Source organism: Mycolicibacterium anyangense (assembly GCF_010731855.1).
Taxonomy (GTDB): domain Bacteria; phylum Actinomycetota; class Actinomycetes; order Mycobacteriales; family Mycobacteriaceae; genus Mycobacterium; species Mycobacterium anyangense.
This window is the reverse complement of record NZ_AP022620.1, coordinates 5,647,780-5,669,559: the sequence shown is the minus strand read 5'-3', so window position 1 is coordinate 5,669,559 and position 21,780 is coordinate 5,647,780. Positions and strand designations below refer to the sequence as shown.

24 protein-coding genes and 1 riboswitch are annotated in these 21,780 nt (G+C 67.0%); of the genes, 7 read left to right on the top strand and 17 right to left on the bottom strand.

What is annotated here, in order from left to right; all coding sequences use genetic code 11:
* Positions 1-4: 4 nt before the first annotated feature.
* Genes G6N35_RS26810 through G6N35_RS26785 form a run of 6 tightly spaced genes read right to left on the bottom strand, consistent with a single transcriptional unit; the run spans position 5 to position 7,412 of the window.
* A complete protein-coding gene (locus G6N35_RS26810; protein ID WP_163807968.1) occupies positions 5-2,212 on the bottom strand; it encodes an MMPL family transporter in 2,208 nt (735 codons plus the stop codon).
* The gene (locus tag G6N35_RS26805) at positions 2,206-3,834 is read right to left on the bottom strand and encodes an AMP-binding protein (RefSeq protein WP_246224519.1); all 1,629 of its coding nucleotides are present in this window, start codon (positions 3,832-3,834) and stop codon (positions 2,206-2,208) included. The genes G6N35_RS26810 and G6N35_RS26805 overlap by 7 nt, the downstream gene beginning before the upstream one ends.
* On the bottom strand, positions 3,831-4,097 hold the full coding sequence (locus tag G6N35_RS26800; protein WP_163807360.1) for an acyl carrier protein: 267 nt from the start codon (positions 4,095-4,097) through the stop codon (positions 3,831-3,833). Before G6N35_RS26800 ends, G6N35_RS26805 begins: the two co-directional genes overlap by 4 nt.
* Positions 4,094-5,107: a 3-oxoacyl-ACP synthase III family protein gene (locus tag G6N35_RS26795; protein ID WP_163807359.1), complete on the bottom strand. Its 1,014-nt coding sequence runs from the start codon at positions 5,105-5,107 to the stop codon at positions 4,094-4,096. The genes G6N35_RS26800 and G6N35_RS26795 overlap by 4 nt, the downstream gene beginning before the upstream one ends.
* Complete coding sequence (locus tag G6N35_RS26790) at positions 5,104-5,757, bottom strand: DUF8713 domain-containing protein (RefSeq protein ID WP_163807358.1); 654 nt, start codon at positions 5,755-5,757, stop codon at positions 5,104-5,106. The genes G6N35_RS26795 and G6N35_RS26790 overlap by 4 nt, the downstream gene beginning before the upstream one ends.
* Positions 5,754-7,412 carry a thiamine pyrophosphate-binding protein gene (locus G6N35_RS26785; protein WP_163807967.1) on the bottom strand — a complete coding sequence of 553 codons (1,659 nt, stop codon included), beginning with the start codon at positions 7,410-7,412 and terminating at the stop codon, positions 5,754-5,756. The genes G6N35_RS26790 and G6N35_RS26785 overlap by 4 nt, the downstream gene beginning before the upstream one ends.
* A gap of 270 nt (positions 7,413-7,682) precedes the next feature.
* Here G6N35_RS26785 and G6N35_RS26780 point away from each other — a divergent pair, with 270 nt between their 5' ends.
* From G6N35_RS26780 to G6N35_RS26770, 3 genes are all read left to right on the top strand, one after another.
* Positions 7,683-9,095, top strand: a complete 1,413-nt coding sequence (locus G6N35_RS26780) for an ethanolamine ammonia-lyase subunit EutB (protein ID WP_163807966.1) — start codon at positions 7,683-7,685, stop codon at positions 9,093-9,095.
* Positions 9,092-9,871, top strand: coding sequence for an ethanolamine ammonia-lyase subunit EutC (gene eutC / locus G6N35_RS26775; RefSeq protein ID WP_163807357.1), 780 nt, complete (start codon positions 9,092-9,094; stop codon positions 9,869-9,871). Before G6N35_RS26780 ends, eutC begins: the two co-directional genes overlap by 4 nt.
* A gap of 334 nt (positions 9,872-10,205) precedes the next feature.
* Complete coding sequence (locus tag G6N35_RS26770) at positions 10,206-11,780, top strand: hypothetical protein (protein ID WP_163807356.1); 1,575 nt, start codon at positions 10,206-10,208, stop codon at positions 11,778-11,780.
* A 22-nt stretch (positions 11,781-11,802) separates the two neighbouring features.
* Here the strand turns inward: G6N35_RS26770 and G6N35_RS26765 are convergent, their stop codons facing one another.
* The 3 genes from G6N35_RS26765 to G6N35_RS26755 all read right to left on the bottom strand — a co-directional run bounded on the left by G6N35_RS26765 (position 11,803) and on the right by G6N35_RS26755 (position 14,050).
* Positions 11,803-13,098, bottom strand: a complete 1,296-nt coding sequence (locus G6N35_RS26765; RefSeq protein ID WP_281357060.1) for a type II toxin-antitoxin system HipA family toxin — start codon at positions 13,096-13,098, stop codon at positions 11,803-11,805.
* Positions 13,098-13,379, bottom strand: coding sequence for a helix-turn-helix domain-containing protein (locus G6N35_RS27800; protein ID WP_163807354.1), 282 nt, complete (start codon positions 13,377-13,379; stop codon positions 13,098-13,100). Before G6N35_RS27800 ends, G6N35_RS26765 begins: the two co-directional genes overlap by 1 nt.
* 188 nt (positions 13,380-13,567) lie before the next feature.
* On the bottom strand, positions 13,568-14,050 hold the full coding sequence (locus tag G6N35_RS26755) for a hypothetical protein (RefSeq protein WP_163807353.1): 483 nt from the start codon (positions 14,048-14,050) through the stop codon (positions 13,568-13,570).
* A gap of 148 nt (positions 14,051-14,198) precedes the next feature.
* Positions 14,199-14,371, top strand: a riboswitch (M-box (ykoK) riboswitch).
* Positions 14,372-14,558: 187 nt separating this feature from the next.
* Here G6N35_RS26755 and G6N35_RS26750 point away from each other — a divergent pair.
* Positions 14,559-15,275 (top strand): MgtC/SapB family protein, encoded by a 717-nt coding sequence (locus tag G6N35_RS26750; RefSeq protein ID WP_163807352.1) that lies wholly within the window; start codon positions 14,559-14,561, stop codon positions 15,273-15,275.
* Positions 15,276-15,632: 357 nt separating this feature from the next.
* Here the strand turns inward: G6N35_RS26750 and G6N35_RS26745 are convergent, their stop codons facing one another.
* The 6 genes from G6N35_RS26745 to G6N35_RS26720 are packed head-to-tail and all read right to left on the bottom strand — an operon-like array spanning position 15,633 to position 18,198.
* A complete protein-coding gene (locus G6N35_RS26745) occupies positions 15,633-16,199 on the bottom strand; it encodes an Asp23/Gls24 family envelope stress response protein (protein WP_163807351.1) in 567 nt (188 codons plus the stop codon).
* On the bottom strand, positions 16,196-16,756 hold the full coding sequence (locus G6N35_RS26740; protein ID WP_163807350.1) for a DUF6286 domain-containing protein: 561 nt from the start codon (positions 16,754-16,756) through the stop codon (positions 16,196-16,198). Before G6N35_RS26740 ends, G6N35_RS26745 begins: the two co-directional genes overlap by 4 nt.
* On the bottom strand, positions 16,753-17,160 hold the full coding sequence (locus tag G6N35_RS26735) for an Asp23/Gls24 family envelope stress response protein (protein ID WP_220098530.1): 408 nt from the start codon (positions 17,158-17,160) through the stop codon (positions 16,753-16,755). Before G6N35_RS26735 ends, G6N35_RS26740 begins: the two co-directional genes overlap by 4 nt.
* Before the next feature lie 31 nt (positions 17,161-17,191).
* On the bottom strand, positions 17,192-17,371 hold the full coding sequence (locus tag G6N35_RS26730) for a DUF2273 domain-containing protein (RefSeq protein WP_163807348.1): 180 nt from the start codon (positions 17,369-17,371) through the stop codon (positions 17,192-17,194).
* A 46-nt stretch (positions 17,372-17,417) separates the two neighbouring features.
* Positions 17,418-17,786 (bottom strand): Asp23/Gls24 family envelope stress response protein, encoded by a 369-nt coding sequence (locus G6N35_RS26725; RefSeq protein ID WP_179967499.1) that lies wholly within the window; start codon positions 17,784-17,786, stop codon positions 17,418-17,420.
* Positions 17,731-18,198 (bottom strand): Asp23/Gls24 family envelope stress response protein, encoded by a 468-nt coding sequence (locus tag G6N35_RS26720; protein ID WP_163807347.1) that lies wholly within the window; start codon positions 18,196-18,198, stop codon positions 17,731-17,733. The genes G6N35_RS26725 and G6N35_RS26720 overlap by 56 nt, the downstream gene beginning before the upstream one ends.
* Positions 18,199-18,591: 393 nt before the next feature.
* Here G6N35_RS26720 and G6N35_RS26715 point away from each other — a divergent pair, with 393 nt between their 5' ends.
* Complete coding sequence (locus G6N35_RS26715) at positions 18,592-19,155, top strand: RNA polymerase sigma factor (protein ID WP_163807346.1); 564 nt, start codon at positions 18,592-18,594, stop codon at positions 19,153-19,155.
* Positions 19,152-19,610, top strand: coding sequence for a hypothetical protein (locus G6N35_RS26710; protein ID WP_163807345.1), 459 nt, complete (start codon positions 19,152-19,154; stop codon positions 19,608-19,610). Before G6N35_RS26715 ends, G6N35_RS26710 begins: the two co-directional genes overlap by 4 nt.
* A 169-nt stretch (positions 19,611-19,779) precedes the next feature.
* Here the strand turns inward: G6N35_RS26710 and G6N35_RS26705 are convergent, their stop codons facing one another.
* Together G6N35_RS26705 and G6N35_RS26700 are read right to left on the bottom strand one after the other, a co-directional pair.
* Positions 19,780-20,073 carry a DUF4873 domain-containing protein gene (locus tag G6N35_RS26705; RefSeq protein WP_163807964.1) on the bottom strand — a complete coding sequence of 98 codons (294 nt, stop codon included), beginning with the start codon at positions 20,071-20,073 and terminating at the stop codon, positions 19,780-19,782.
* The gene (locus G6N35_RS26700; protein WP_163807344.1) at positions 20,070-20,978 is read right to left on the bottom strand and encodes an AurF N-oxygenase family protein; all 909 of its coding nucleotides are present in this window, start codon (positions 20,976-20,978) and stop codon (positions 20,070-20,072) included. Before G6N35_RS26700 ends, G6N35_RS26705 begins: the two co-directional genes overlap by 4 nt.
* A 102-nt stretch (positions 20,979-21,080) precedes the next feature.
* Between G6N35_RS26700 and G6N35_RS26695 the strand changes: the two genes are divergently transcribed.
* A complete protein-coding gene (locus tag G6N35_RS26695) occupies positions 21,081-21,713 on the top strand; it encodes a TetR/AcrR family transcriptional regulator (RefSeq protein ID WP_163807343.1) in 633 nt (210 codons plus the stop codon).
* The last annotated feature ends 67 nt before the right edge of the window (positions 21,714-21,780 follow it).

Genomic DNA, 21,780 nt, shown 5'->3' with positions numbered 1-21,780 from the left:
GTCCTCACTGTCCGCCGGCGGCGCTCGGGACGGCTTCCCGGACGCCGATCCGATTGTGCAGGCGCACCAAGGGTGTAGGGGCCCACCAGTTCAGCCGGCCCATCAGGTGCATGAACGCCGGGACCAGCAGGGTCCGCACCAGGGTGGCATCGGCGAGGATGGCCAGCGTCAAGCCGACGCCCAGCATGCGCAGGAAGGACACCTGGGCACCGGACAGCGCGGCGAAAGTGATCGCCATGATGAGCGCGGCCGCGGTGATCACCCGGGCCGTGCCGGCCAGACCCAACGCCAGGCTGGTGTCGTTGTCGGCGTGGTCGCGTCCGCTGGCCAGCCAGTATTCGCGGATGCGGGACACCAGGAACACCTCATAGTCCATTGACAGCCCGAAGGCGATGCAGAACAGCAGCACCGGAATGCTGATGGCCAGCGTTCCGGTGGCCGTGGTGCCCAGTGCTGCGAGATTGCCGTCCTGGAAGATCCAGACCAGTGCGCCGAAGGCCGCCGTCAGCGACAACACGTTGAGCAGCAACGCTTTCAGCGGCACCACCACGCTACCGGTCATCAGGAACAGCAGCACGACGGTGATACCGGCGATGATGCCCAGCACCCAGCCGAGCCGGGCCGCGATGGCGGCCGCGGTGTCCCGGTTGACCTGAGCGGTGCCGCCGAACAGCACGGCGCGACCGTCGGGTGTGGGGACGGCGTGCAGCCGGTCGAGTTGGGTGTCGGAGGCCTGCGAGTACAGCGGGGCGCGGCTGCTGACGGTCAGGAACGCGCTGCCGTTCGCGATCGCAGCGGGTGCCGACGGCGGTCCTGCCGCTCGCCCGGCCACGAAGGTACCGCCCGGACCGGAGACCGCCGATACCTCGGGCACGGTGGAGAGATCCGCTGCATACCGGTCGATCTGGTCGGCGTTCGCGCCGCCGGGCATTACCACCGTCAGGTTGGTTGCCAGGTCGGCCGCGAAGCGGGTGCGCAACTGGTCACCCACCACGTGCGCGGAACTGGAGGTGGGCAGCACCCGGTCATCGGGCACCCCCCATTTCACGCCGGTGAACGGTGCACCGAGCGCGACCAGGAGTGCGACCACCGCCAGCCCGACGGGAACCGCGTTGCGCATGGCGAACATCGCCACCCGATACCAGCGGGACTGCTCGACCGGGCGCGGGGCCGCGGGGTTGCGCCGCAACGACAATGAGTTCAGCCGGTCGCCCAGCACGACGATGGCCGCCGGGGTGACGACGACGGCGGCCAGTGCTGCGAACACCACCACGGCCACCCCGGCGTAGGCGAAGGACTTCAGCGCGTAGATCGGGAACAGCACCATGGCCGCCATGGACAGCGCCACCGTCATCGCGGAGAACAGCACGGTGCGGCCCGCGGCGATCATGGTGCGCGTCAGGGCTTCCGCAGGCCCGGCACCGGCCGCGCACTCATCGCGGTAGCGGCTCAGCAGCAGCAGTGTGTAGTCGATGGCCAGGGCCAGGCCCATCGCGACGGCGAGGTTGAGCGAGAAGATCGAGACGTCGGTGGCCATGCTGATCAGTCGCAACACGGCCATGGCGCCGAAGATGGCGACGGCGCCCACGGCGACCGGCAGCGCCGCAGCGACCAGACCGCCGAACACCCAGACCAGGATCAGGAAGCTCAGCGGTAGCGCCACGCCCTCCATGAGGGTGAGGTCTTTCTGGCTCTGCTGGGTGATCTGCAGTTTGAGTACCGACTCGCCGCCGGCCCGCACGCTCACCCCGTCGCGGTCGTGGACCACCTGGTTGATCAGGGCGTCGGCGTTCTTCGGTGCCCCGTTCTCACCCCCGGTGATGCCGGCGACGATCACCCCGATGCTGCCGTCGGTGCTGATCAGCGGAGCCGCCGCGGCCCGCGGCGCGGTCCACGGCGAGGTCACCGTGGCCACCACTGGTGAATTATGCAGCGCCGCAACGATACTGGTGCCCACCGCCGCGGCGGCCGGGCTATTCACGCCGGCGGGCGCCGCCACGGTGATGAGCAGCGGCATGTCGCCCTGCCCGAAGGTGCCGGCCAGCATCCGGCTTGCCTGCGACGATTGCGCACCCGGGTCGGTGAGGCCACCGGCGGACAGCCGGGTCGCGACGGGGATTCCGAACGCGGCGGCGCCGACCATGACGAGCAGCGCCGCCACGACCAGCCGCCATGGGGCGCGCAGGGACAGGCGGGCGAGCGCGGCTAGCAGGGTGTCCTCCCGGGCAACTGAGCCGACGGGAGGGTGCCGGTCAGCCACTGGTCGCGGGCGGCCAGTCGGCGCATCTTGCCGCTGGACGTGCGGGGCAGCGCGCCGGGTTCGACGAGTTCGACATGGCTGACGGCGATACCCGTGCGGGCCAGGACGCGCGCGGCGATGTCGGCGGCCAGATCGTCGGTGGCCTCGGGGGTGACTTCGGCGAGGATGGCCAGCGCCTCGGCGCCGGCGTCCTGGTAGCCGACGGCCACCGCGCAGCCGGTGCGCACCCCGGCCAGCCCGTCGAGCGCGGTTTCGAAGTCTTGCGGGGCGTGGTTGGCGCCGCGGATGACGATGGTGTCCTTGCTGCGGCCGGTGACGAACAGCTCTCCGCCGTCGAGGAATCCGAGGTCACCGCAATCGAGCCAGCCGTCGGACAGCGCCTGGGCGGTGAGCTCGGGACGGCCGAAATAGCCCGGCATCACGCTGGGGGCGCGCACCACGATGCGGCCCACCTGCCCCGGCGGCAGCGGCCGGGAGTCGGCGTCGCGGATCTCGACCTGCACCCCGGCCAGGGGGCGGCCCACACTGAGCACCCCGCCGCAGGTGCGCACGGGTGCGTGCGGCGGCCGGAACGTAACGGCCAGCGAGGCCTCGGCCAAGCCGTAGACCGGGGTCATGGCCGTGCTCTGAAATCCCCAGGCGGCGAACCGTTGCGAGAACTGTTGGGCCACCTCGGCGTTGACCAGCTCGGCACCGTTGAGGCACAGCGCCCAGGAAGTCAGGTCGACACCGTCAAGTTCGTCGTCGCGGATGCGCTTGCGGCACAGCCCGAAGGCGAAGTTAGGGGCGGCGGTGACGTTGCCGCGGTGCCGGGAGATGGCCCGCAGCCATGCCGACGGGATCGCCAGGAACAGCTCCGGCGGCAGTAGCACCAGGGTGCAGCGAAGGTAGAACGCGGACAACAGGTTTCCGATCAACCCCATGTCGTGGTAGAGCGGCAGCCAGGTGACGCCGATGACCTCATTGATCCCAGCTCCGGCAAAGTAGTCGGCGATCGCGGCGAGGTTGTGCAGCAGGTTCGCGTGGGTGAGGGCCACCGGTTTGGGGTCGTGGGTGGTGCCGGAGGAGAATTGGATCAGGGCGATGTCACCCGCGGCTGCGGTGCTGGCGGGCGCGGCGTCACCGTGGATGTCGTCGGCCAGCACGCAGCCCAGCCGGGGCGCGGCATCGGTGACCGCAGCATCGAGGGCGGGGCGAATCCGGGCGTCGGTGATCACCAGGACGGCCTGCACCGCCAGCAGCATCGCCGCGGTGCGCTGCCGATATTCGTCGAGCTTGGCCAGCCGCACCGGCGGGTACAGCGGCACCGGGATTCCACCGGCCACCATCACCGCGAAGAACGACGCGACGAAGTCTGGACCGGTGGGCAGCACCAGGGCCACCCGGTCGCCCGGCGCCACTCCGCGGTCCCGCAGACCGCCGGCGATCTGGTAAGCGCGGCTGCGGATCTGGCGCAGTGCGACGGGGTGATCGGATTCGTCGCGGCCGACGAAGATCAGGTTCTTGTCGCTGTCCGCGGCGGCGTCGAGCATCTCGGTGAGGGTGCCGAATGCCGGCACCGCCGCGGCGCTCACGTGCGGTCCTCGATACGGCGCAACACCAGCGCGGCGAGGTCGCCGATGGTGGCCAGCTCGTCACCGTCCTGGGCGTCGAGGTCGATGTCGTAGCGCGCCTCGATGCGGAACACCAGCGACAGGATGTGCGCGGAATCCATTCCGGCGTCACGCAATCCGGACTCCGGACCGAGGTCGACGTCGCCGGCCTCGGCACGCACCAAGTCGACGATCTCCCGGGTGACGGCGGCCAGGGTGGCGGGCTCTCCGTTCGGCAGGGTCATGTCGGGCGTCCGCCCCAGCGCACGGCGGCAGCGCCGGCGAAGTCTCCGGCGTGGGCGAATCCGGCCATCATGACGATGTCGCCGGGCGTGACCTGGCCGTCGCGGACGGCGGCGTCGAAGTTCACCGGGATGCCGACGGCGAACAGGTTGCCGCAGTCGTGGAAGGTGTCGCGGTGGTGGTCGGGGTCGATGCCCAGGGCCTCGTTCCAGTTGCGCAGCAGCAGCCGGTTGGGCTGATTGGTGACCAGCATGTCCAGGTCGGCGGGCTTGACGCCGATGCGATCGCACACCGCACGCACCACCTGGGGCACCTGCCGGTTGCCGCGGGCCAGCACCTTGATGATCTTGCCCTCGTTGAACCCGACATAGCCCTCCCCGGGCCCGGCAGCCCACCACCGCCGCGGCGGGTCGGTGGCCAGCGTCATGTCGGTGGCGTTCTCGCCGTAGTAACGACATTCGATGTCGAGCACCGGTGCGGTGTCCGAGCGGGTGACCAGCCCGACGGCCGCGCCGTCACCGGGCACCGAGGCCTGGGCCTTGGCGCGCACCTGCTCTTGTTCGAAGATGGTGCCGCCGGCGTTCTGCGCGACGGCGATCAGCGCCGTGCGGCCGGCGCCGCCGTCGAGGAGTTGGCGAGCGAGCTTGAGCATCAACACAAATGCCGCGCAGCCACCGTTGTGCACGTCGATGATCCACTCCGGGTTGATCCCCAGCCGGTGGGCGACTTCGCCGCCGGCACCGAGGATCGGCAGGTCGGGCAGTTGGGAATGGGTGAGCAGCACGTCGACCTCGTCGAGCACCTGCGGCCCGTGGCGCTGCACGAGCACCGCGACGGCACGCTCGATCATGTCGACGTTGGATTCGTCGGCGGCGGCGTGGTGGCGGAAGTCGGGCGGGCGGAACATCGGGTTGTCGCGGAGATCGTCGTCGCCACTGAACTGGGTGAACCACGCTGCGGGCAGCCGCTTTTCGGGCAGATAGGTGGCGATGTCGATCAGGCTGACGGTCATCGGCCGCGCATCCAGTCGGGGGTGACGGGCAGGCCGTTGCGGTGCCGGTATTCGGCTATGGCCTTGAGGTTCTTCAGCTCCAGCAGATGCCCGGCGCCGAACATCTCCCAGAAGTCACCGACCCACACCGGGCGCTGCGGCGGCGCGGTGTCGGGATAGGGGTTCTTGTCGTAGAACGGATGGTGGCAGTTGGTCCACAACACCACCGAACCCGGTTTGTTGAACACCACTTGGGCGTCGATGACCCGCATCAGGTAGACCATCCACAGGTGCTTGCCCTGGTCCCAGGCGCAGTGGTAGTCGACGGTGCGGGCCTCGTGGTTGGCCACGGTGCGGGTGTAGATCTCGGTCTCGTTGCCCAGCCGGTCGTAGGCCACCCACAGGCCGGGTTCGCCGGTTTCGGTGAAGCCGCGCAGGCTGTAGGTCCACTCCTCCAAGGACCTGGTGTCCGACAGGTAGTCGAACAGTTCGTCGGGTGGGCAGTCGACGTAGTCGTTGACCGTGCAGTACTCGCCGAACACCTCGTCGTGCGGGTAGACGGCGTGGATCATCTCCATCAGGATCGGGGTGGCCTTCTCCCGGGGCGAGGTCTCGATCCGCATCAGTCCGGGGAGAGGTTCGTCGATGTCCTCGAGGGCGGGTAGGGTCATGGATTGTCCTTCGGGTTGGCTGCCAGAAAGGCTGTGAAGGGCGGTATTTCGTCGGCCGAGCACTGCACGGCGATCACGGAGGGGCCGTCGGTCAGCAGTGCGGCGGTGACGGCGGCGCCGAGTTCGCCGACATCGGTGACGTCGGTGGCCGGCAAGGTGGGGAACATGGCGGCCAGCCCGGCACCCAGCCGGCTGGGGCCGAACCGGTTGAAGCTGTACTGCCCACCGTAGAACATCTGCTCGCGGGTGACGCACATGGCGTGGGCCTGGTTGTCGAAGAGGATGAACGTCACCGGCAGCCGGTGCTCGATGGCGGTGTGGATCTCCATGCCGTGCATGTAGAACGAGCCGTCGCCGGCGATGACGACGGTGCGGCGCCGCCGGGCGCACGCCATCCCGATACCGGCGCCGAAGCTGTAGCCCATACCGCCCATGCCGAGGGCCACCAGGAATCGGCCGTCCGGCCGGGCGGGCAGCCAGTGGATGGCGGCGGCCCCGATATTGCCGGCGTCGACGGCGATGTCGGTGCCCGGCGGCAGGGCGGCGTCGAGTGCGGACATGGCATCCCGGTAGCGCACACCGGGGCCGCGGTGGTGGGGGGTCTGCAGTTCGGTGGCAGTGCGCGGTGGCCGCGGCCTGCCGGTGAGGGCCGCGGCCAGCTGGGGCAGCGCGGTCTTGAGGTCGTCGGTGTGGACGTGGGTGGCGGGCAGGTAGGGCGGGGCGGCGCCGAGCGAGGCGATCGGCGTGCCGGCCAGGGTGGCGTCCAGTCCGCGGCGCGCCATCAACGGAAGCCGGCTGCCGATCAGCAGGCAGGCGGCGCTGTCGGCGAGCGCCGCGGAGACCGATGGGTGGCCCATCACCCCGGCCACCCCGAGAGCCGTCGTGGCGGTGTCCTTGGCGTCGGGTTCGGTGACGATGTCGGCGTTCAGTGCCGCCTGGAGTTCCGCGAGTTCGACGCGGGCGTCGTCGCGGGCGACCTGGTCGCCGGCGACGATGATGACCGGCCCGTCGATGCCGCGCAGCAGTTCGATGACGGCGCAGAGGTCGACGGGGTGTGGTCGCGAGGCGGGGTCGTGTTCCTCGGCCGGTGCGTCGATGCGGGCCTGCTGGATGTCCTTGGGCAGCAACAGGACTGCGGGGCCGCGCAGTCGGGTTGCGGCCTCCAGTGCTGCGGGAAGCGCGGTGACGATGTCGTCGGGGGTGGTGATCCGCCGGCAGGAGACCGATACCGCGGCGAACAGGGCGGTGGCGTCCAGGGTGCCGTTGGCGCCGCTGGTGTCCTGGAAGGGGCCCTGGCCGTCGTCGGCCGCGGGGGCCTGCCCGATGAGGGCGAGCACCGGGACGCGGCTGGCCAGCGACTCCCCCAGGCCCGGCACGGTGTTCAGAGCGCCGCCACCGGAGGTGGCGGCCACGACACCGACGCTGGGTCCGGTGCGGCTGTAGGCGTCGGCCATGGCGGCGGCGGAGAACTCGTGCTTGGCGACGATGGCGGTCAGCTGCGGGTCAGCATGGGCGGCGTCGTAGAGATCCTCGATATTGGCGCCGTCGACGCCGAACACGTGGTGAATGCCGCGGCGCGCGAGGTGGGCGACGATGTAGTCGACGACACGCAGGCGTCGGGCCTCCGCGTCGCTCTGATCAGGCCCGACCGGCATGACGCTCGAGCGCAGACGCTCCCGATCCGTGTCCACCCACAGCGCTCGCCATTCCCGCCTGCCTCGTTCCACCGACTCCGAGGAAGGCTAGATCAGCGGGCTCGGGTTGCGCTGGGGTTTGGGGATCTCACAGGACAGTTGACCCCCGAGTGGATGGTCGGTGCTCTGCGGTGGACAACCGGCCCGACATCGGCGACACTCTAAAGGTCGAAGAACCAACCTTTAAAGAGACCCACGGTGGCTCTCCCCCTGCGAGCTGAGGAGTACGCCATCTACCGCCAACAGCTATCCGGGGTCACCTACACGTTCGACGGCCTGGTCGACGTCATGGCCAAAGCCACGCCGCTGCGATCGGGCGACCAGCTGGCCGGGTGCGCGGCCGAGTCCGATGCGCAGCGCGCCGCCGCCGCCTGGGTGTTGGCCGACCTGCCGCTGCAAACCTTCCTCAACGAGACCGTCGTGCCGTACGAGTCCGACGAGGTCACCCGGCTGATCATCGACACCCATGACCGGCAGGCGTTCGCCCCCATCTCGCACCTGACGGTCGGTGGATTCCGAGACTGGCTGCTGGACAACGCTTCCCGGCCCGACGCCGCATCACGGATGGCGGCCATCAGCCCCGGCGTCACCCCGGAGATGGCCGCAGCGGTCAGCAAGATCATGCGCAACCAGGACCTGATCGCCGTGGCCTCGGCCATCGAGGTCAGTGCGGCATTCCGCACGACGATCGGTCAACGGGGCACGCTGGCCACCCGACTACAGCCGAATCACCCGACCGACGATCCGCGCGGGGTGGCCGCCGCCGTGCTCGACGGGCTGCTGCTGGGCTGCGGGGACGCCGTCATCGGGATCAACCCGGCCACCGACTCCCCGCACGCCACCGCTGATCTGTTGCAGCTGCTCGACTCGATCCGGACCCGGTTCGACATCCCGACCCAGTCCTGCGTCCTATCGCACATCACCACCACCATCGGATTGATCGAGGACGGCGCACCGGTCGATCTGGTGTTCCAGTCGATCGCGGGAACCGAGGGTGCCAATCGCGCCTTCGGTGTCGATATCGCGGTGCTGCGGGAGGGCAATGAGGCAGCGCGCTCGCTGCACCGCGGCACCGTCGGCGACAACGTGATGTACCTGGAGACCGGACAGGGGTCGGCGCTGAGCTCGGGTGCGCATCTGGGCACCGGCGGTAAGCCGGTTGATCAGCAGACGCTGGAGGTTCGCGCGTACGCGGTGGCGCGGGATCTGCAGCCACTGCTGGTCAACACCGTCGTCGGATTCATCGGGCCGGAATACCTCTACGACGGCCGGCAGATCATCCGGGCCGGTCTGGAAGACCACTTCTGCGGCAAGCTGCTGGGACTGCCGATGGGCGTGGACGTCTGCTACACCAATCACGCCGAGGCCGACCAGAACGACATGGACAACCTGCTGACGTTGTTGGCGGCGGCCGGAGTGGCCTTCGTGATCACCGTTCCCGGTGCCGACGACATCATGCTCGGCTACCAGAGTCTGGCCTTCCACGATGTGCTGCTGACCCGCCAGACGCTGGGGCTACGGACGGCCCCGGAGTTCGAGGCGTGGCTGCGCAGCATCGGCATGATCGACGAGACCGGCCGGCTCATCCCGTTCGACGTGACGCACTCCCCGCTGCGGGAGCTGACCTCGGCGCGGATCGCATGAGTGCCGACGAGCTGGCCCGCCGGGAATTCTGGGCCGGGCTGCGGGAAGTGACGCAGGCGCGAATCGGCTTGGGGCGGGCGGGAAATGCGCTGCCGACACGCGATGTGCTCGAGTTGTCCGCCGCGCATGCGGCGGCCCGCGATGCGGTGCACGTGCCCCTGGATGTTCCGCGGCTGGCCGCTGACGTCGGCGCACTCGGGATCGGCGCGCCGGCCGTGGTCACCAGCCAGGCCTCGACGCGGGGCGAGTACCTGCGCCGGCCCGATCTCGGCCGGTTGCCCGCCGATCTGTCGGCGGTTCCGGGCGCGCCGGCCGACATCGGTGTGGTGCTGGCCGACGGGCTGTCACCGACAGCGCTGATGCATCACGGGGCGTTGCTGCTGGAGGCGTTGATCGCCGAGTTGGGTTCTGCGTACACGCTGGCGGCGCCGGTGATCGCGACGCAGGCGCGGGTGGCGCTGGGCGACCACATCGCGATGCGGGGGCAGTACACGACGCTGCTGGTGATCATCGGAGAGCGACCCGGTTTGAGCGTCGCCGACAGTCTGGGCATCTACCTCACGCACCGGCCGCGTCCGGGCTGCAGCGACGCCGACCGCAACTGCATCTCCAACATCCATCCGCCCGACGGGCTGGGATACCGGGATGCCGCCCGGATTGCGGCGAGCCTGGTGGCCGGAGCGCGGGCACTGGGCCGCTCGGGTGTCGATCTGAAGGACACCTCGCGTGGTGGCGCGCTCGAAGCCGGGGCGGGCCCGGCGCCGGAAATCCGTTAGGTCCGCGCTCCTTGTCGGATCCGCACGCCACACTGAGGGGGTGAGGACCGAATTGATGGAGGAGTTCAGCGACTGGCTCGCCGAGTCGGGGGCCGGTGCCGACGTCGGTCAGGTTGAGGCGTTCCTCACGTTCCTGGCGGGTGCGCCACTGGAGAGCATCGACCAGGAAGTCGTGCAGGCTTTCCTGCTCGAGTGGTGCCCGCGGCATCTGAACTTACCGGCGGACCGGTCGTGGGAGATGTGCGAGTCGGTGGCCGACTTCGTCTTGTTCCTGGGCTGGACCGGCCGCTTGCGGGGCGGCACCAATCGGGCGCGCAGTGTGGCGAGGCTGGCGGTGGGCCTCGCCGACAGCATGTCCGCGAAGATGGCTGATCCCGGCAACTTCGGCATGTCAAAGTCGCTGTTCGCCAGTATCGAGGGTGCCGAGTCGATGTCCGAGCAGGAGCTGCTTGCTGCCGTGCAACGCCGCGTCGAGGAGCACAACGCCCTGCCCTTGGAAGAGCGCAAAGCCGCCACCGATCGTTTCTTCGCCGCTCCGCCGGAGCCGTTCGAACTTCCCTTCCTGCATGTCCCGCCGTCTGAATCCGAGGTGGCTGCGGCGGTCGCCGAAGCGGCACTACCGGCGAAAGTGGAAGCGCTCCGCGGGTACCTGGGTGCTGACGGAATACCCCTCACCGCCAAGAGCAACCTGAAACTGACGGACGGCCGAGCCCTTGTCGACCTTCTCGACACCGGCGATGAAATGGACCCCGTCCACCGTGACAAGGTATTCCGAACACGGTCGACGGCATCGCTGCGCCAGTTGATGTATCTGATCGCCGTGGCGAAAGAAGCCGGCGCGGTCCGCCTTGTCAGGAATCGTCTTGTTCCGGTGAAAGCATGGGCCCGACATAGTCCGATTACGAAGGCTACCAAGCTATTCCGCACGGTCCTCGAGTACGGAGTGCTCTCGATGATGAGTAGGCAGATCTCGTTCTTCGGCGAGGTCAATGGCCTGCTGGATGGCGGCGTGGTGCACTGGTTAGCCGGGCTCATCGCGCCGGGAGCGCGGGCACCCTTCGATGCCATAGTCGATCTGAATCAGCACGTGGTGCTCGAAGAGTTCGGCAGCGCCGACGACCAATTGCTCAATGTCTATGTGTCGGGTGACATGCCCGCCTCTGACGTGAGCCGAATCCTGAAGGTGCTGGCGATGACGGGCGCCATCGAATGGTCGGATCGAGTGTCGACTCACGACGAATGGGGCCTGGAAGTCTGGCGAGGTGGGTCAATCACCATGACCGCATTCGGCCGCCACGTCCTACCGGATTATCTGCCCGCGGCCGGGATGGTCCTGCGCACCGCACCTGACTTGTCCGAGGCAGACCTCACCGATCTGATCGACATGATGGATGCTCAACCGCAGGAACAACACTCGACGATGCTGGCATCCTGGCAGCCCGCACTATCGGTGGCCGAGCGGGCAGGCCTGATATCCGCCTACGTCGCCGAGGCCGAGACCGGCCGTCAGCGCTTGGTCGGGCTACGCCTGTTGGGGATGTTCGACGCGGAGCTGGCCGAACCCCACATACGGCAACTGCTCGACACCGACGCGGCCGGGCATGCTGCCATCTGGTTGCTGCAACACGGGCTGGCTGACGGCAACACCGTTGGCAGCTTCATCACCCCCGCCATCCTGGTGGATATCCTCGGCCAGCTGACCGACGAGCCGACGGTCTTGTGTGAACAGTTCCTCCGCAGCGACGATCCCGAGCACATGCTGGAATTCTTCTGGCGCCACCCAGCGCCCGAAGTGTCCGGAATCCTCGATGTTCTCGGCAGTCACCTCCCCGATCGGGCGCTGGCCAAGCACGCCCGCAAAGCGGCCATGAGGCACCGCAGCTGGATGGCTAACGGAGGCTTCGCCTGATCACATCCGCGGCTGGTCAACGTCACCGCCGAGGAACGCCGCGGGCGAGCGTAGGTCGCCATGTTCCGACGACATGCTCGGTTATTCGCTCTGCCATTCGGGATGCCTCAGGTTGGACAACGGGCGGTAGTGATCGGACGGCGCGGTCCAATGCAGCGGGAAGTTCACGACGAAGTTCGTCCACCCAGCCGACTGCTTGGTCGCCGGGCATCCCGAGCCGGCGTCCCACCGTGCGCCAATCCGAGGCTGTGACGTCCAGCATCTTCCAGTGGTCGCCGATTTTCATCGACGATTGAAGACGCTCTTGCTGCTCATAGGGTGCGGCTGAGGCGATGTCGTAGAGGGGCGAGACTTGGGCACGCGACCCGATGAGAACGAGTGAGTAGTTCTTCGCGTGGGCATCGGTTCCGCCGATGAGAACGTTGTAGGCCAGAGCCTTGAAAAAGCGCTCTGCGTTGATGTTTCGGTCCTCGATCGGCAGTCGGCTCAGCAAGTCTGCGATGTCCCCCACCCCGGGCCCGCCGTCGGATTGGTACTTCAGCCTGGGATGCACCGATAGCGCCTGGCAGATATCCTCCTGATGCACACGGCGCCATTCCGCCTCGCGCTGGATGCGGTCGTAGCGAGTCGACACCAAAACCTGGGTCTCCCCGATCAGCATCACCTCTGACTCAGCGGCGAGCAGTCCGACCTCGTTCGCCGCCCGCAGGCACAAGGCCTCGTTGATGTGGTGCTGTGCGTAGCCGATGAGGGCGGGCTTGAGGATGACGGTCGTCGGTGTGGAGTCACGGGGAATGCCGAACCGCCCGGATGACGGATCACGGAACAACGCAATTTTGGGTTGTGCCCCCGCGAGACTCCAGCGCCCCTCGAACCGTCCTGGATCCCAATCCGTTTGGTGGGCTGCCACATCGTCGACGAGGTCTTCTATATCGGTTTCGTTGAGCCACTCGATGTCCCCGGTACGCGATCGTGCGTCGGCCGCGTTGGCATCCGGCGGAAGAAGCTGGACCGCACCAGCAGCGTCCCGGCCGACATGCGCAAGCAGGCCGAAGGGATTGTTCGGCGAGACGTGATACTGACGTCCCCACCGCTGTCGAGCGCCTTCACTGTCCGGGAGCAAGCCTTCGAGATAGGCCCGAATTGGTCTGTCGCGATGCCGTTTTATCGCGACAGGTAACGACAAGGACAACGGGGTTGGCTCTGTTGTGGCGCTGTAGGCGTCGTCGTAGATGAAGCTCAGAGCTCCCCCATTGGACTGGGCCACCGTCCCGACCGGGGTACCGTCGAGGTAGATCCTCAACTCCCGCCCTGCCATTAGCCGTCTGCCCTCCCGAAGAGGGCGGTGAACGGATCGATTGGCCGGGTGGAATCAGACCCTTCGGAGTGGCCTGTTGGCCGGCCCTGGGGAGCGGTTGCCTCCAGGCTCACACCTAGGACGCTCAATGCATCAAGGACTCGTTGCGCTTCGAGGCGAGGGTGCCCCTTCTCTAGCCTGACGACCCAGTCGCGGCCCACTCTCAGCTTCTTGGCGAGTTCGGCTTGTGTCATGCCACGAGCTGTTCGGGACGACCGAACGAGCGCGCCGATATCGCTCATGGTCCTGACCTTCATGCCCACACCCCTGTCGCCGTTCGGCAACATTGCCAATTGTCGTCGTTCGACAACTTCTTGCAGTGTAGCCGTTCGGCAACCTCTTGAAAAGGGGTAGTTCCACTACCCTCCGCAGCTCACGCAGCGGGACGGCGACACTCCAACCGTGACTCAGAGGTCGTGGCGAGTGCTCGTCAGAAGCGATCGAAGATCGAGTTGACGATGTCGTCGCCGATGCCGATACCGGCGCCGGTCACCATCGCCTGGCCGAACCGACCACTGAGGAACCGCTGCAGCGCGCCGCCGGTCGCGGGCTGCTGATACTGGGCGTACTGCGGCTGGTACTGCGGTTGGTATTGCGGCTGTTGATATTGCGGCGGGGCGGCATAGCCGGCGGGCGCAGAGTACGCGGGTTCGGCCGGAGCCGGTGGTGGCGCGGATGTGACGTGGTCGTCGACCAGGCCGTGAATGGCTTGCAGCAGTTCGGTTGTGGTGGCCTGCTCGTCTCTGATCGCCAGCGCGATCTCCTTGAGATCCAGCCCCCACTCCCGCGCGTTCGGCTCACCCGCGGCAGCGGCCGCCGACAGCTTGTCGACCAGTGCGTGGATCAGCGACGCGGTCTGGTCGGCTTGTGATTGCAGAGCGGTGAACTGGCGGTCCACGGTCTCGGTGTTCATCGGCGGTGTCCTTTCATCGACTCCCTCCGAATTACTCCCGTTCGCTGGGCAGCAGCTGAGAAATGGCTGACAGAAACCAGTTTGGGAGATGCGCCACAGTGGCACACGGTTTGACTTGCGGCAGCGGCACGGCCATGATGGTCCGCGGTCAGCACCTTGCTAGGTGAGGCTCCTACGTGAACACAGGCCACTGATCTGACGACGTCGAGAGACGCCCAAGATCAGGACAGGTCTTCCCGGATTAAGGGATGACCCAAAGTGGCTCCCCGCGAGCGCGGGGTACGTCGCGTAGTGCCGAAGCCCTGACGAGAGGGGTGCTCCGCCGCCCGATGGTGGCCTTCTCCCCTCCCGTTGCGCTGTGGTGCTGCGCCAGCAGACGGGTGCCCCGACGGCGAAGGAGGTGACGGACAGATCAATGAGTCCCAGTGACAGTGCTTTTCCCACTCTGACGTTGCTGTCGTGTCAGCCTTCGCTGCGCGGCTCTACCTGACACCCAAAGGAGCGCACCATGATCCACGCCACGGACGTGATTCTGCGCATTGCCGTCGGCCTCGGCCTGGGCGCCGCGATCGGTCTAGAGCGCCAGTGGCGCTCCCGCAACGCCGGGCTGCGCACCGCCGCCCTGGTGAGCCTGGGCGCCACCCTGTTCGTCCTGATGGGCGGCTACTCATTTGTCGGCAACCACGACGCCGACCCCACTCGGGTCGCCGCCCAGGTGGCCTCCGGCGTCGGCTTCCTCGGTGCCGGCGTCATCATGAAGCAGGGCCCCACCATCTCCGGGCTCAACACGGCCGCCACGCTGTGGGCGTCCGCCGCCGTCGGCGCCCTCGCCGGTGGCGGAATGTTCCTGCCCGCGGTAGTTGGCGCCGGTGCGGTGATGGCCGCCAACATCGTTCTGCGCCCGATGGGTCGCGTCTTGGACCGCCATCGCGCACCCGGGGCTGAAAAGTCCTCTGCCGAATACCGATTCGAGGTCGGCTGTGCCCGCAGCGCCGAAGTGCACATCCGCAGCCTGGTCTTCGATGCGATCTCGCACCCGAGCCTGACAGTGCGATCCATCACCGCGATCGACCTGCCCGACGATCAGGGTGTCCGGATCGCCGCGACGGTGATCGCCGACGAGCGCGACGACCACCGCATCGAGGCCGCACTCGCCGACGTGATCAAGGCGCCGGAGGTGACCTCGGTGCGCTGGAGCGCCGACGACATGAGCACAGCAGACTAGTTCCTGATCGTCAGGCCACGCTGTTGGTGACTTCTTGGCTGACGTGTCGTGCCCACTGCTCGAGGGTCCGAGGAGTCGTCGGGCTGCAGGCGCAGCACACCGAAGCAGTTGACTCGCTGGATGACACGATCGAGAAGTGCTTGACGAGGACTGGGGCGAGCACCGCCCAGGTGAAGAGGTCATCACCGGGTCCAACGTCATCGTGTGCGGTCATGAAGGCCTACCGCCCATGGTTGTTACCGCTTGTGGATGTCGTGTCGTGGGGCCGCTCGACCAGACGTGCGAGCAGAGTCATCACAAGGCTGAGGACGACGACGACTGCGCAGAGGCAGAACGTGCCCCATGCCACCAGGCTGCTCACGCGGGTACTCGCGGCCGGCGGTCAGACTTTCCGAATCGCACCGTAGTTCGCGTGGCGATCGCTGGATCACCTGTGGCTGTGGCGATCTGGGCGCAGGTGGCGGTGATCGCATCCAGCGTCGCGGGCAATACGGCTGGGTGGGCCAGCGTGACGGTGAGGTCGACGGTTCTGGTACCGCGGTCGGTGAGAGTTCTTGCCCGCGCGGAGTCGACTCCGGGCTGTTCTTCGAGCTCTGCTGCTGCGGCGGCGGCGATGCTGTCCAGATCTATTCGGATCGTCCCGCAGTCCAGCTCACCGGCAACCTGGATGAGGGGATTCCTGCGAGTCGGCAAGTGCGAGAGCAGCCAAAGGAATCCGAATATCAGGAGGAGTCCGCCTACTGCGGCCAAGGACCACGGCCACCATGGCGTTGATGCGGCGGTCAGGGCGGGTGTGGTGTCGATGTGATCAGGCAGCCGGACTATTCGGTGCGCCGCCCAGATGACCGAGGCCGCCCCAGCGGCGGCCAGCGTGACTCCGGCGAGGAGTGTGGCTGTGCGGTCGAACAATTCAGTGCTTCTCATGTCGATGACCTTGTGCAGACTCGAATCTTGACTTTTGGTGGCGGGGACAGGATCTGTATTGCGCGGTTGACCTCGGCGAGAACCGTCGCCTTCTGGTCGCTATCGGGGGCGTCACCCGCGAGCACGATGTAGAGCTTCAACGTGCGGCGGGTCGCCTGCGCACGCAGGATCTCCACGCCGGGGATCGACGCCGCTGCATCCGTCGCCAGTCGCGCGGCATCATCTGGCTGGATCCACACCCCCACGGGTGCGGTGACGGCAATGGCGGTCTTGCGCCGCGGCCACACCGACCACAGCATCAGCCACGCTCCGACAGTCACCGCGACGCCCCCCGCCGGGATCATCCACCAGTGCGGCTGCAGGCCGTTGACTGCCGCAATCGCCCGGTGAATCCATGGGGCGCCGGCGGCGTATCCGAGTGTCACGCTGGCATCACGTACTGCGACGACGCCCAGCCCGATGGCGATAAGAGCCAACGCCACCGCAGCGTGGCGCGACTTCGCGGCGGCGCGGGGCTCCCGTGCGGCGGCAGGCAGGGTCACGTGGTCGATGCTCATTGAACTCTCCTCTGACCCACGGATGGTGTAAACGATTGCTGAACAGAGACATCCACACCGTCCACGTGCAAACCAGCCATGGCGGTCAGGGCGGCTGCGACATTGCGCTGCACTGCACGAGCGACCTGCGCAGCCGGGGCCGGCCAGGCGACTGTGATCTTGAGGTCTGCCCGAACACGGTCTCCGGTGACGGTGACTCGAGCCTGGGGCAGGGTGCGCCCCGCGAACGCGGATCTTCCCCCCGAGGGCGACAGCACGTGCGGTGTGTCGACTGCAGCGCGGATCGCGAGCCGCTGCGCCGCCTTCTCGTTCACTCGCAGCGTTCCCCGGTTGCCGGCCTCGGATGCGGTATCGGTGGTGGAAACACGCTGCGGATCAGGCGCTTCCGCGTTCGGCGCGCTCACCGGCACAGCCCGAGGTCTAGGGAATTCCACCTCAGTCACGCTTGCGCCCACGCAGTAGTGCCGCGATATCGAGTTCGCCGTCACGATGCGCTCCGAGCGCATAGCCGACCGCGCCCAGCAGTAACGCGATCACGAATCCCCACAGGCCGCCGGCGGCGGCGGCAAGGCCGAGAAGCAGACCGACGATGAGGCCCAGCGTCGACGAGGTCATAGCTCACACCCTCCAAAGGATCAAACAAGCACTGGCAGAGACGAGTTCACGCACGATGAGGCGCAGTTGGGTCGGCGGACCGGCCGCCGGGCACGAGGTCTTCGATCGTCACGTCGACGGGCAGATCGATGAGTGCCGCCACGGCACGCTGGATTTCGGCCGCGGTGCGACGCACGGGCGCGTCGAGCTCGCAGCTGACATGGACGTCGACGCGGTCATCCGCGATACGGACGCCAGGAATTCGGCGGCCGGGTAGATAGGTCGCCACCTCACCGAACCTGCCGGGGTGCAGCGCCGCGACTCCCTCGACAGCTGTTACCGCTGCCGCGATGCGCTCGCTGTCGTCCTCGGGGTGCGCGTCACTGGACACGGGTTGACGTTTCGGGGTCGGGGCTATCGCCGTCGATATGGACATCATGGACGGTGATGTTGACCTCGGTCACTTCAAGGCCGGTCATTCGCTCGATCGCGGCGATGACGTTGCGTCGTACACCCGCTGCCAGATCGGAGATGGCAACCCCGTACTCGGCAATGATGTCGATGTCCACCGCGGCTTGCTTTTCACCGATCTCCACCGCAATGCCCTGGCTCTGGTTCACGCTGGCTCCCGGGATCCGCTCCCGCAGCGCACCGACCACCCGAGACGCTCCGGCCCCCAAGTCGTGCACCCCACTCACCTCGCGGGTAGCAATGCCTGCGATCTTGGAAACGACGGCCGCGGCAATTGTTGTCTTTCCCTGCGAGGTGAGTAGCGGCGATCCCTGGTACGGGCGGATGTCTTTGCTCAATCCTGCGGCCACATCGCTCGGCGAAGTCTCGGTCGTCATCGATCACTCCTGTTCATCTGGTCTGAGCGGCAGCTGATCCTGCCTGAATAGGTAGTCGTTCGGCGGTGGCTCAACCGAATGCCGGATTCGTGTGATGCTCACCACATGACCGCTCCCGTTAGCCCTCACCCGGCGCAGGCCCCAGCTGCAGGTTTGCTGATCGGGCGAGCGACGATTGCTGGGGCGCCGCAAATCTGGGGGTTGTACATCCACGTGGTTAAGATAAGTTCTTCCGATACCGCTGGTATCAGCAAACCGTCGCGGTACGCAGCATCGGGTCGGGAAGGGTCGCGCTGTGCAGGTAAGGAGAGCAAGGGTCGCACCGCTCGGCCGCCCCCGCCGCCGCGGCGGGAACCGGGCTAGCGACTCGCCATCGGCCAGCGGGCCCCGGTGATGACCACGTCCTTCGACAGCGGCTGTTCCGACGAGGCGTTGGGCATTGCAGCCGCCGTCGGCGATCGGGAAGCGTTCGACGCGATCGTCATTCGCTATGGGCCGGCGCTATATCGCTATGCCAGGCGTATGCTCGCCAACGAGGCCGATGTACCCGACGTCGTGCAAGACACCTTCGTCGCAGCGTGGCGACAGATCGACAGTTTTCGCGGTGCCGCCACCTTGCGATCCTGGCTCTTCGCGATCTGCTATCGCCGAATCGCCGACACCCATCGCCTCAAACGAGCCCGGCCAGTGGAAGACTGGGTGCTAGAACCGCTGTCCAGAGCAGACCCGAGCGCAGACCCGTTTGTCTCGGCGTCGAACACCGCATTCCTGAACGCTCTTGAGGAGGCACTCGGTGAGCTACCGGTGCGCCAACGTGCGGTGTGGATGATGCGGGAGATCGACTCGATGACGTTCCCCGAAATCGGTGACGTGCTGCAGATCAGCCCGGACTCAGCGCGGGGCCACCATCTCCGCGCCACCAAGGCGCTGCGGGTCTTGCTAACGAGGTGGCAATGACCGAGCACGATCCATTCCTCCAGCGCGTCGCCGCCTATCTGCGCCAGGCACCCGAGCCCGGCTGGGACGCCATCAGCAGCCGGGTGCTCGCAGCTGTGCACGCCGCGACCCGCGTTGGGTTACCCATTCGGGTGTCACGCGACACGACCAGCGGCGTGGTCTTCATCAGTGACGACGCACTGCGCGCCCTGCTTGCCCGCGAACTGCGCAGAAGATTTCTGTGCCAACCCACCCGCATCACGTTCACGGTCGAAGAATCCACGCTGCGGGCCGTCGACATCGACGTCACCGGCAGCTACGGCACCCAGTTACGCGACCTCGGCGATGCCATCCGCCGAACAGTTGTCGACATCATCAGCCAGATCATCGACAGACTCGACGACAGCGGCGGCACCGCCTCCGGGCCCATCGACGTCACGATCACCGATGTGGTCGAGGGCGACCCACTGCACTAGGCCTGAGACTCGAAGCGTCAGGTGGATGGTTGCTGAGCTCGTTGGATCTGACGGTGCTCGATAGCGCACCGTACACATCGTGTTTGACCGTCTTCACCACGGTATGCCGTGCTGAACTGATCACCGACCTTGACGCCCTGGCGCTGAAAAATTGACCGAAAGATGTCTATTAAACTGACGGAATCTCGTAGGGCGGCGCACCGACTCCGCAGATCATGATCTGCCCAGACGGCACCTTCTCCACCAGTCGCACTGGCGCAGTGTGGCTTCCGATGGTCAGCTGAGCTTGAGCACCCGCCACCACGCCGTCGGGCGCGCCGTAGGCCAGACCCTGCCAGTGGTATTGCCCGTCGATCGGATTGAGGTGACCGGCCAGGCGTACCCGTATGGCGCAGCGCCGGCCGTCAACATCCAGTTCGGCGGCACCGTCGAAGACGCCACTTCCATCGATAGCGGCGGTCACAGGAAGTTGCACCGCTTCCACATGCGCCGGCTGATCGGGTTCATCAGGCCGATATCCTCCAGGAACGCAGCCAAAGGTGCGAAGCCGGCCCGGGTGGCGTCGTGGAAGTTCGGGTTGGCGCGGGCCTGCCGTCGAGCTTGCCTTCCGTCGAGTCCGGCGCGGCGGTAGACCGCCCGGTTGGTGAACAGGTAGCGGTAGAAGGGACCACCGGCGCCGTGCACCGTGGCGAGCAGAAACCGGTTCCGCCGCTTCATGTTCGGCACCTCGCGGCGGGCGCCATCGCGGGCGAACTGGATATGGCGCGCCTCCTCGGTCACATGGATGCGCATGATGCGCCGCACGATGGGTTGCACGTCCGGGTCATCGAGGATCTGGCGCTGCATGGCATCGAAGATCTCCTCGCCCACCAGCGCGGCGATCCACAAGACCTGCTTCTGGAACATCAGGGGCAACGTGTTGATGATCATCCGCTGAAAGCGTTTGGGCTGAAACGGAATTCCGTCGACAGCATCGATGGTGCGGCCGAACATGACCATGTGGCGGGTCTCGTCGCCGAGCTCGGTCAAGGAGTAGTGGGCGGTGGCCGAGGTGACATCGGCATGCATCAGGCCACGCAGCAGGGCCTGATTCAGGATGTTCTCGAACCACACACCGGCCGACAGCAGGTTGACGAACTCCTGACGCGACAGCTCGATCTGCTGCTCACGGGTCATCTGCGCCCACAACGGGGTGCCGTACAGCGACACCATCCGCGGCGGCAGGAAGAACGTGTCCGGCACGACGGGCGTCTCCCAGTCGATGTCGACGACCGGCGCGTAGGACTTCCTGGCCGAACCCTTGAGCAGCCGTTCGGAGAAATCCTCCCGACTGGGTGTCGCCGTCTTGGTGCCCGAAGCCGTGGCCATGAGATGCCTCCCGATAGTCGCGCGCGCCTGAGCGCCGTGAACCGAAGATACATTCTTCGTCTGTTTGTATCAATGCCTCAATGGGGGCCTTAGACTGCACCGATGAAGTACAGCGGCCTGCTCGCCAAAGCGGTGCAGCGTTTCGGGTCGCCGACCGCGGAGGGCAATGCCCAGCGGATCCTCGATGCGGCGCTCAAGCAGTTCGAGCTGTTCGGCATCCGCCGCTCCACGGTCGAGGACATCACGCGGCGCTCCGGGCTGGCCCGCGTCACGCTGTACCGGACCTTCGCGAACAAGGACGCGATTGTCGAGGCGGTGCTGCTGCGCGAACTCGAGCATTTCCTGTCCGAGTTGGCCGCCGAAGCCGGCGGCTACCCCACAGCCGAGGACAAGCTGGTCGAGGGCTTCGTGTTCACGCTGACGACGATGCGCGAGCATGCGCTACTGCAGCGGCTGCTCGCCACCGAGCCGGAAACCGTGCTGCCCTTCCTGACCATCGAAGGCGACGGTGTCATCCAGACGGCGTCGTCGTTCCTGGCCCATCAGCTGGCCGTAGCATTGCCCGACGACAAGCGCACACAGCTCGAGCTGCTCGAGGTCGCCGAGGTGACGGTGCGGGTGATCGTCTCATTCGTGCTGACGCCGTCGCAGAATGTCGCGCTCGGTGACGACGACGCCGCACGGTCGTTTGCCCGCCGCTATCTGGTGCCGCCGCTGCTGGGGTTGACGGGGTAAGCGCTCGTCGTCCGGGCCTCGGCAAGCCATGAGCATCCATTGGCTTGCCTACCGTTCCATCTCACGG

What these genes read in the sequence shown, in the direction of transcription:
- G6N35_RS26790 (WP_163807358.1), bottom strand. Translation starts at nt 5,757, where the DNA reads ATGACCCTACCCGCCCTCGAGGACATCGACGAACCTCTCCCCGGACTG.
- G6N35_RS26725 (WP_179967499.1), bottom strand. Translation starts at nt 17,786, where the DNA reads ATGTCCATATCGACGGCGATAGCCCCGACCCCGAAACGTCAACCCGTG.
- G6N35_RS27800 (WP_163807354.1), bottom strand. Translation starts at nt 13,379, where the DNA reads ATGAGCGATATCGGCGCGCTCGTTCGGTCGTCCCGAACAGCTCGTGGC.
- G6N35_RS26745 (WP_163807351.1), bottom strand. Translation starts at nt 16,199, where the DNA reads ATGAGAAGCACTGAATTGTTCGACCGCACAGCCACACTCCTCGCCGGA.
- G6N35_RS26750 (WP_163807352.1), top strand. Translation starts at nt 14,559, where the DNA reads ATGATCCACGCCACGGACGTGATTCTGCGCATTGCCGTCGGCCTCGGC.
- G6N35_RS26710 (WP_163807345.1), top strand. Translation starts at nt 19,152, where the DNA reads ATGACCGAGCACGATCCATTCCTCCAGCGCGTCGCCGCCTATCTGCGC.
- G6N35_RS26795 (WP_163807359.1), bottom strand. Translation starts at nt 5,107, where the DNA reads ATGACCGTCAGCCTGATCGACATCGCCACCTATCTGCCCGAAAAGCGG.
- G6N35_RS26755 (WP_163807353.1), bottom strand. Translation starts at nt 14,050, where the DNA reads ATGAACACCGAGACCGTGGACCGCCAGTTCACCGCTCTGCAATCACAA.
- G6N35_RS26785 (WP_163807967.1), bottom strand. Translation starts at nt 7,412, where the DNA reads ATGCCGGTCGGGCCTGATCAGAGCGACGCGGAGGCCCGACGCCTGCGT.
- G6N35_RS26730 (WP_163807348.1), bottom strand. Translation starts at nt 17,371, where the DNA reads ATGACCTCGTCGACGCTGGGCCTCATCGTCGGTCTGCTTCTCGGCCTT.
- eutC (WP_163807357.1), top strand. Translation starts at nt 9,092, where the DNA reads ATGAGTGCCGACGAGCTGGCCCGCCGGGAATTCTGGGCCGGGCTGCGG.
- G6N35_RS26740 (WP_163807350.1), bottom strand. Translation starts at nt 16,756, where the DNA reads ATGAGCATCGACCACGTGACCCTGCCTGCCGCCGCACGGGAGCCCCGC.
- G6N35_RS26765 (WP_281357060.1), bottom strand. Translation starts at nt 13,098, where the DNA reads ATGGCAGGGCGGGAGTTGAGGATCTACCTCGACGGTACCCCGGTCGGG.
- G6N35_RS26700 (WP_163807344.1), bottom strand. Translation starts at nt 20,978, where the DNA reads ATGGCCACGGCTTCGGGCACCAAGACGGCGACACCCAGTCGGGAGGAT.
- G6N35_RS26720 (WP_163807347.1), bottom strand. Translation starts at nt 18,198, where the DNA reads ATGACGACCGAGACTTCGCCGAGCGATGTGGCCGCAGGATTGAGCAAA.
- G6N35_RS26715 (WP_163807346.1), top strand. Translation starts at nt 18,592, where the DNA reads ATGACCACGTCCTTCGACAGCGGCTGTTCCGACGAGGCGTTGGGCATT.
- G6N35_RS26695 (WP_163807343.1), top strand. Translation starts at nt 21,081, where the DNA reads ATGAAGTACAGCGGCCTGCTCGCCAAAGCGGTGCAGCGTTTCGGGTCG.
- G6N35_RS26800 (WP_163807360.1), bottom strand. Translation starts at nt 4,097, where the DNA reads ATGACCCTGCCGAACGGAGAGCCCGCCACCCTGGCCGCCGTCACCCGG.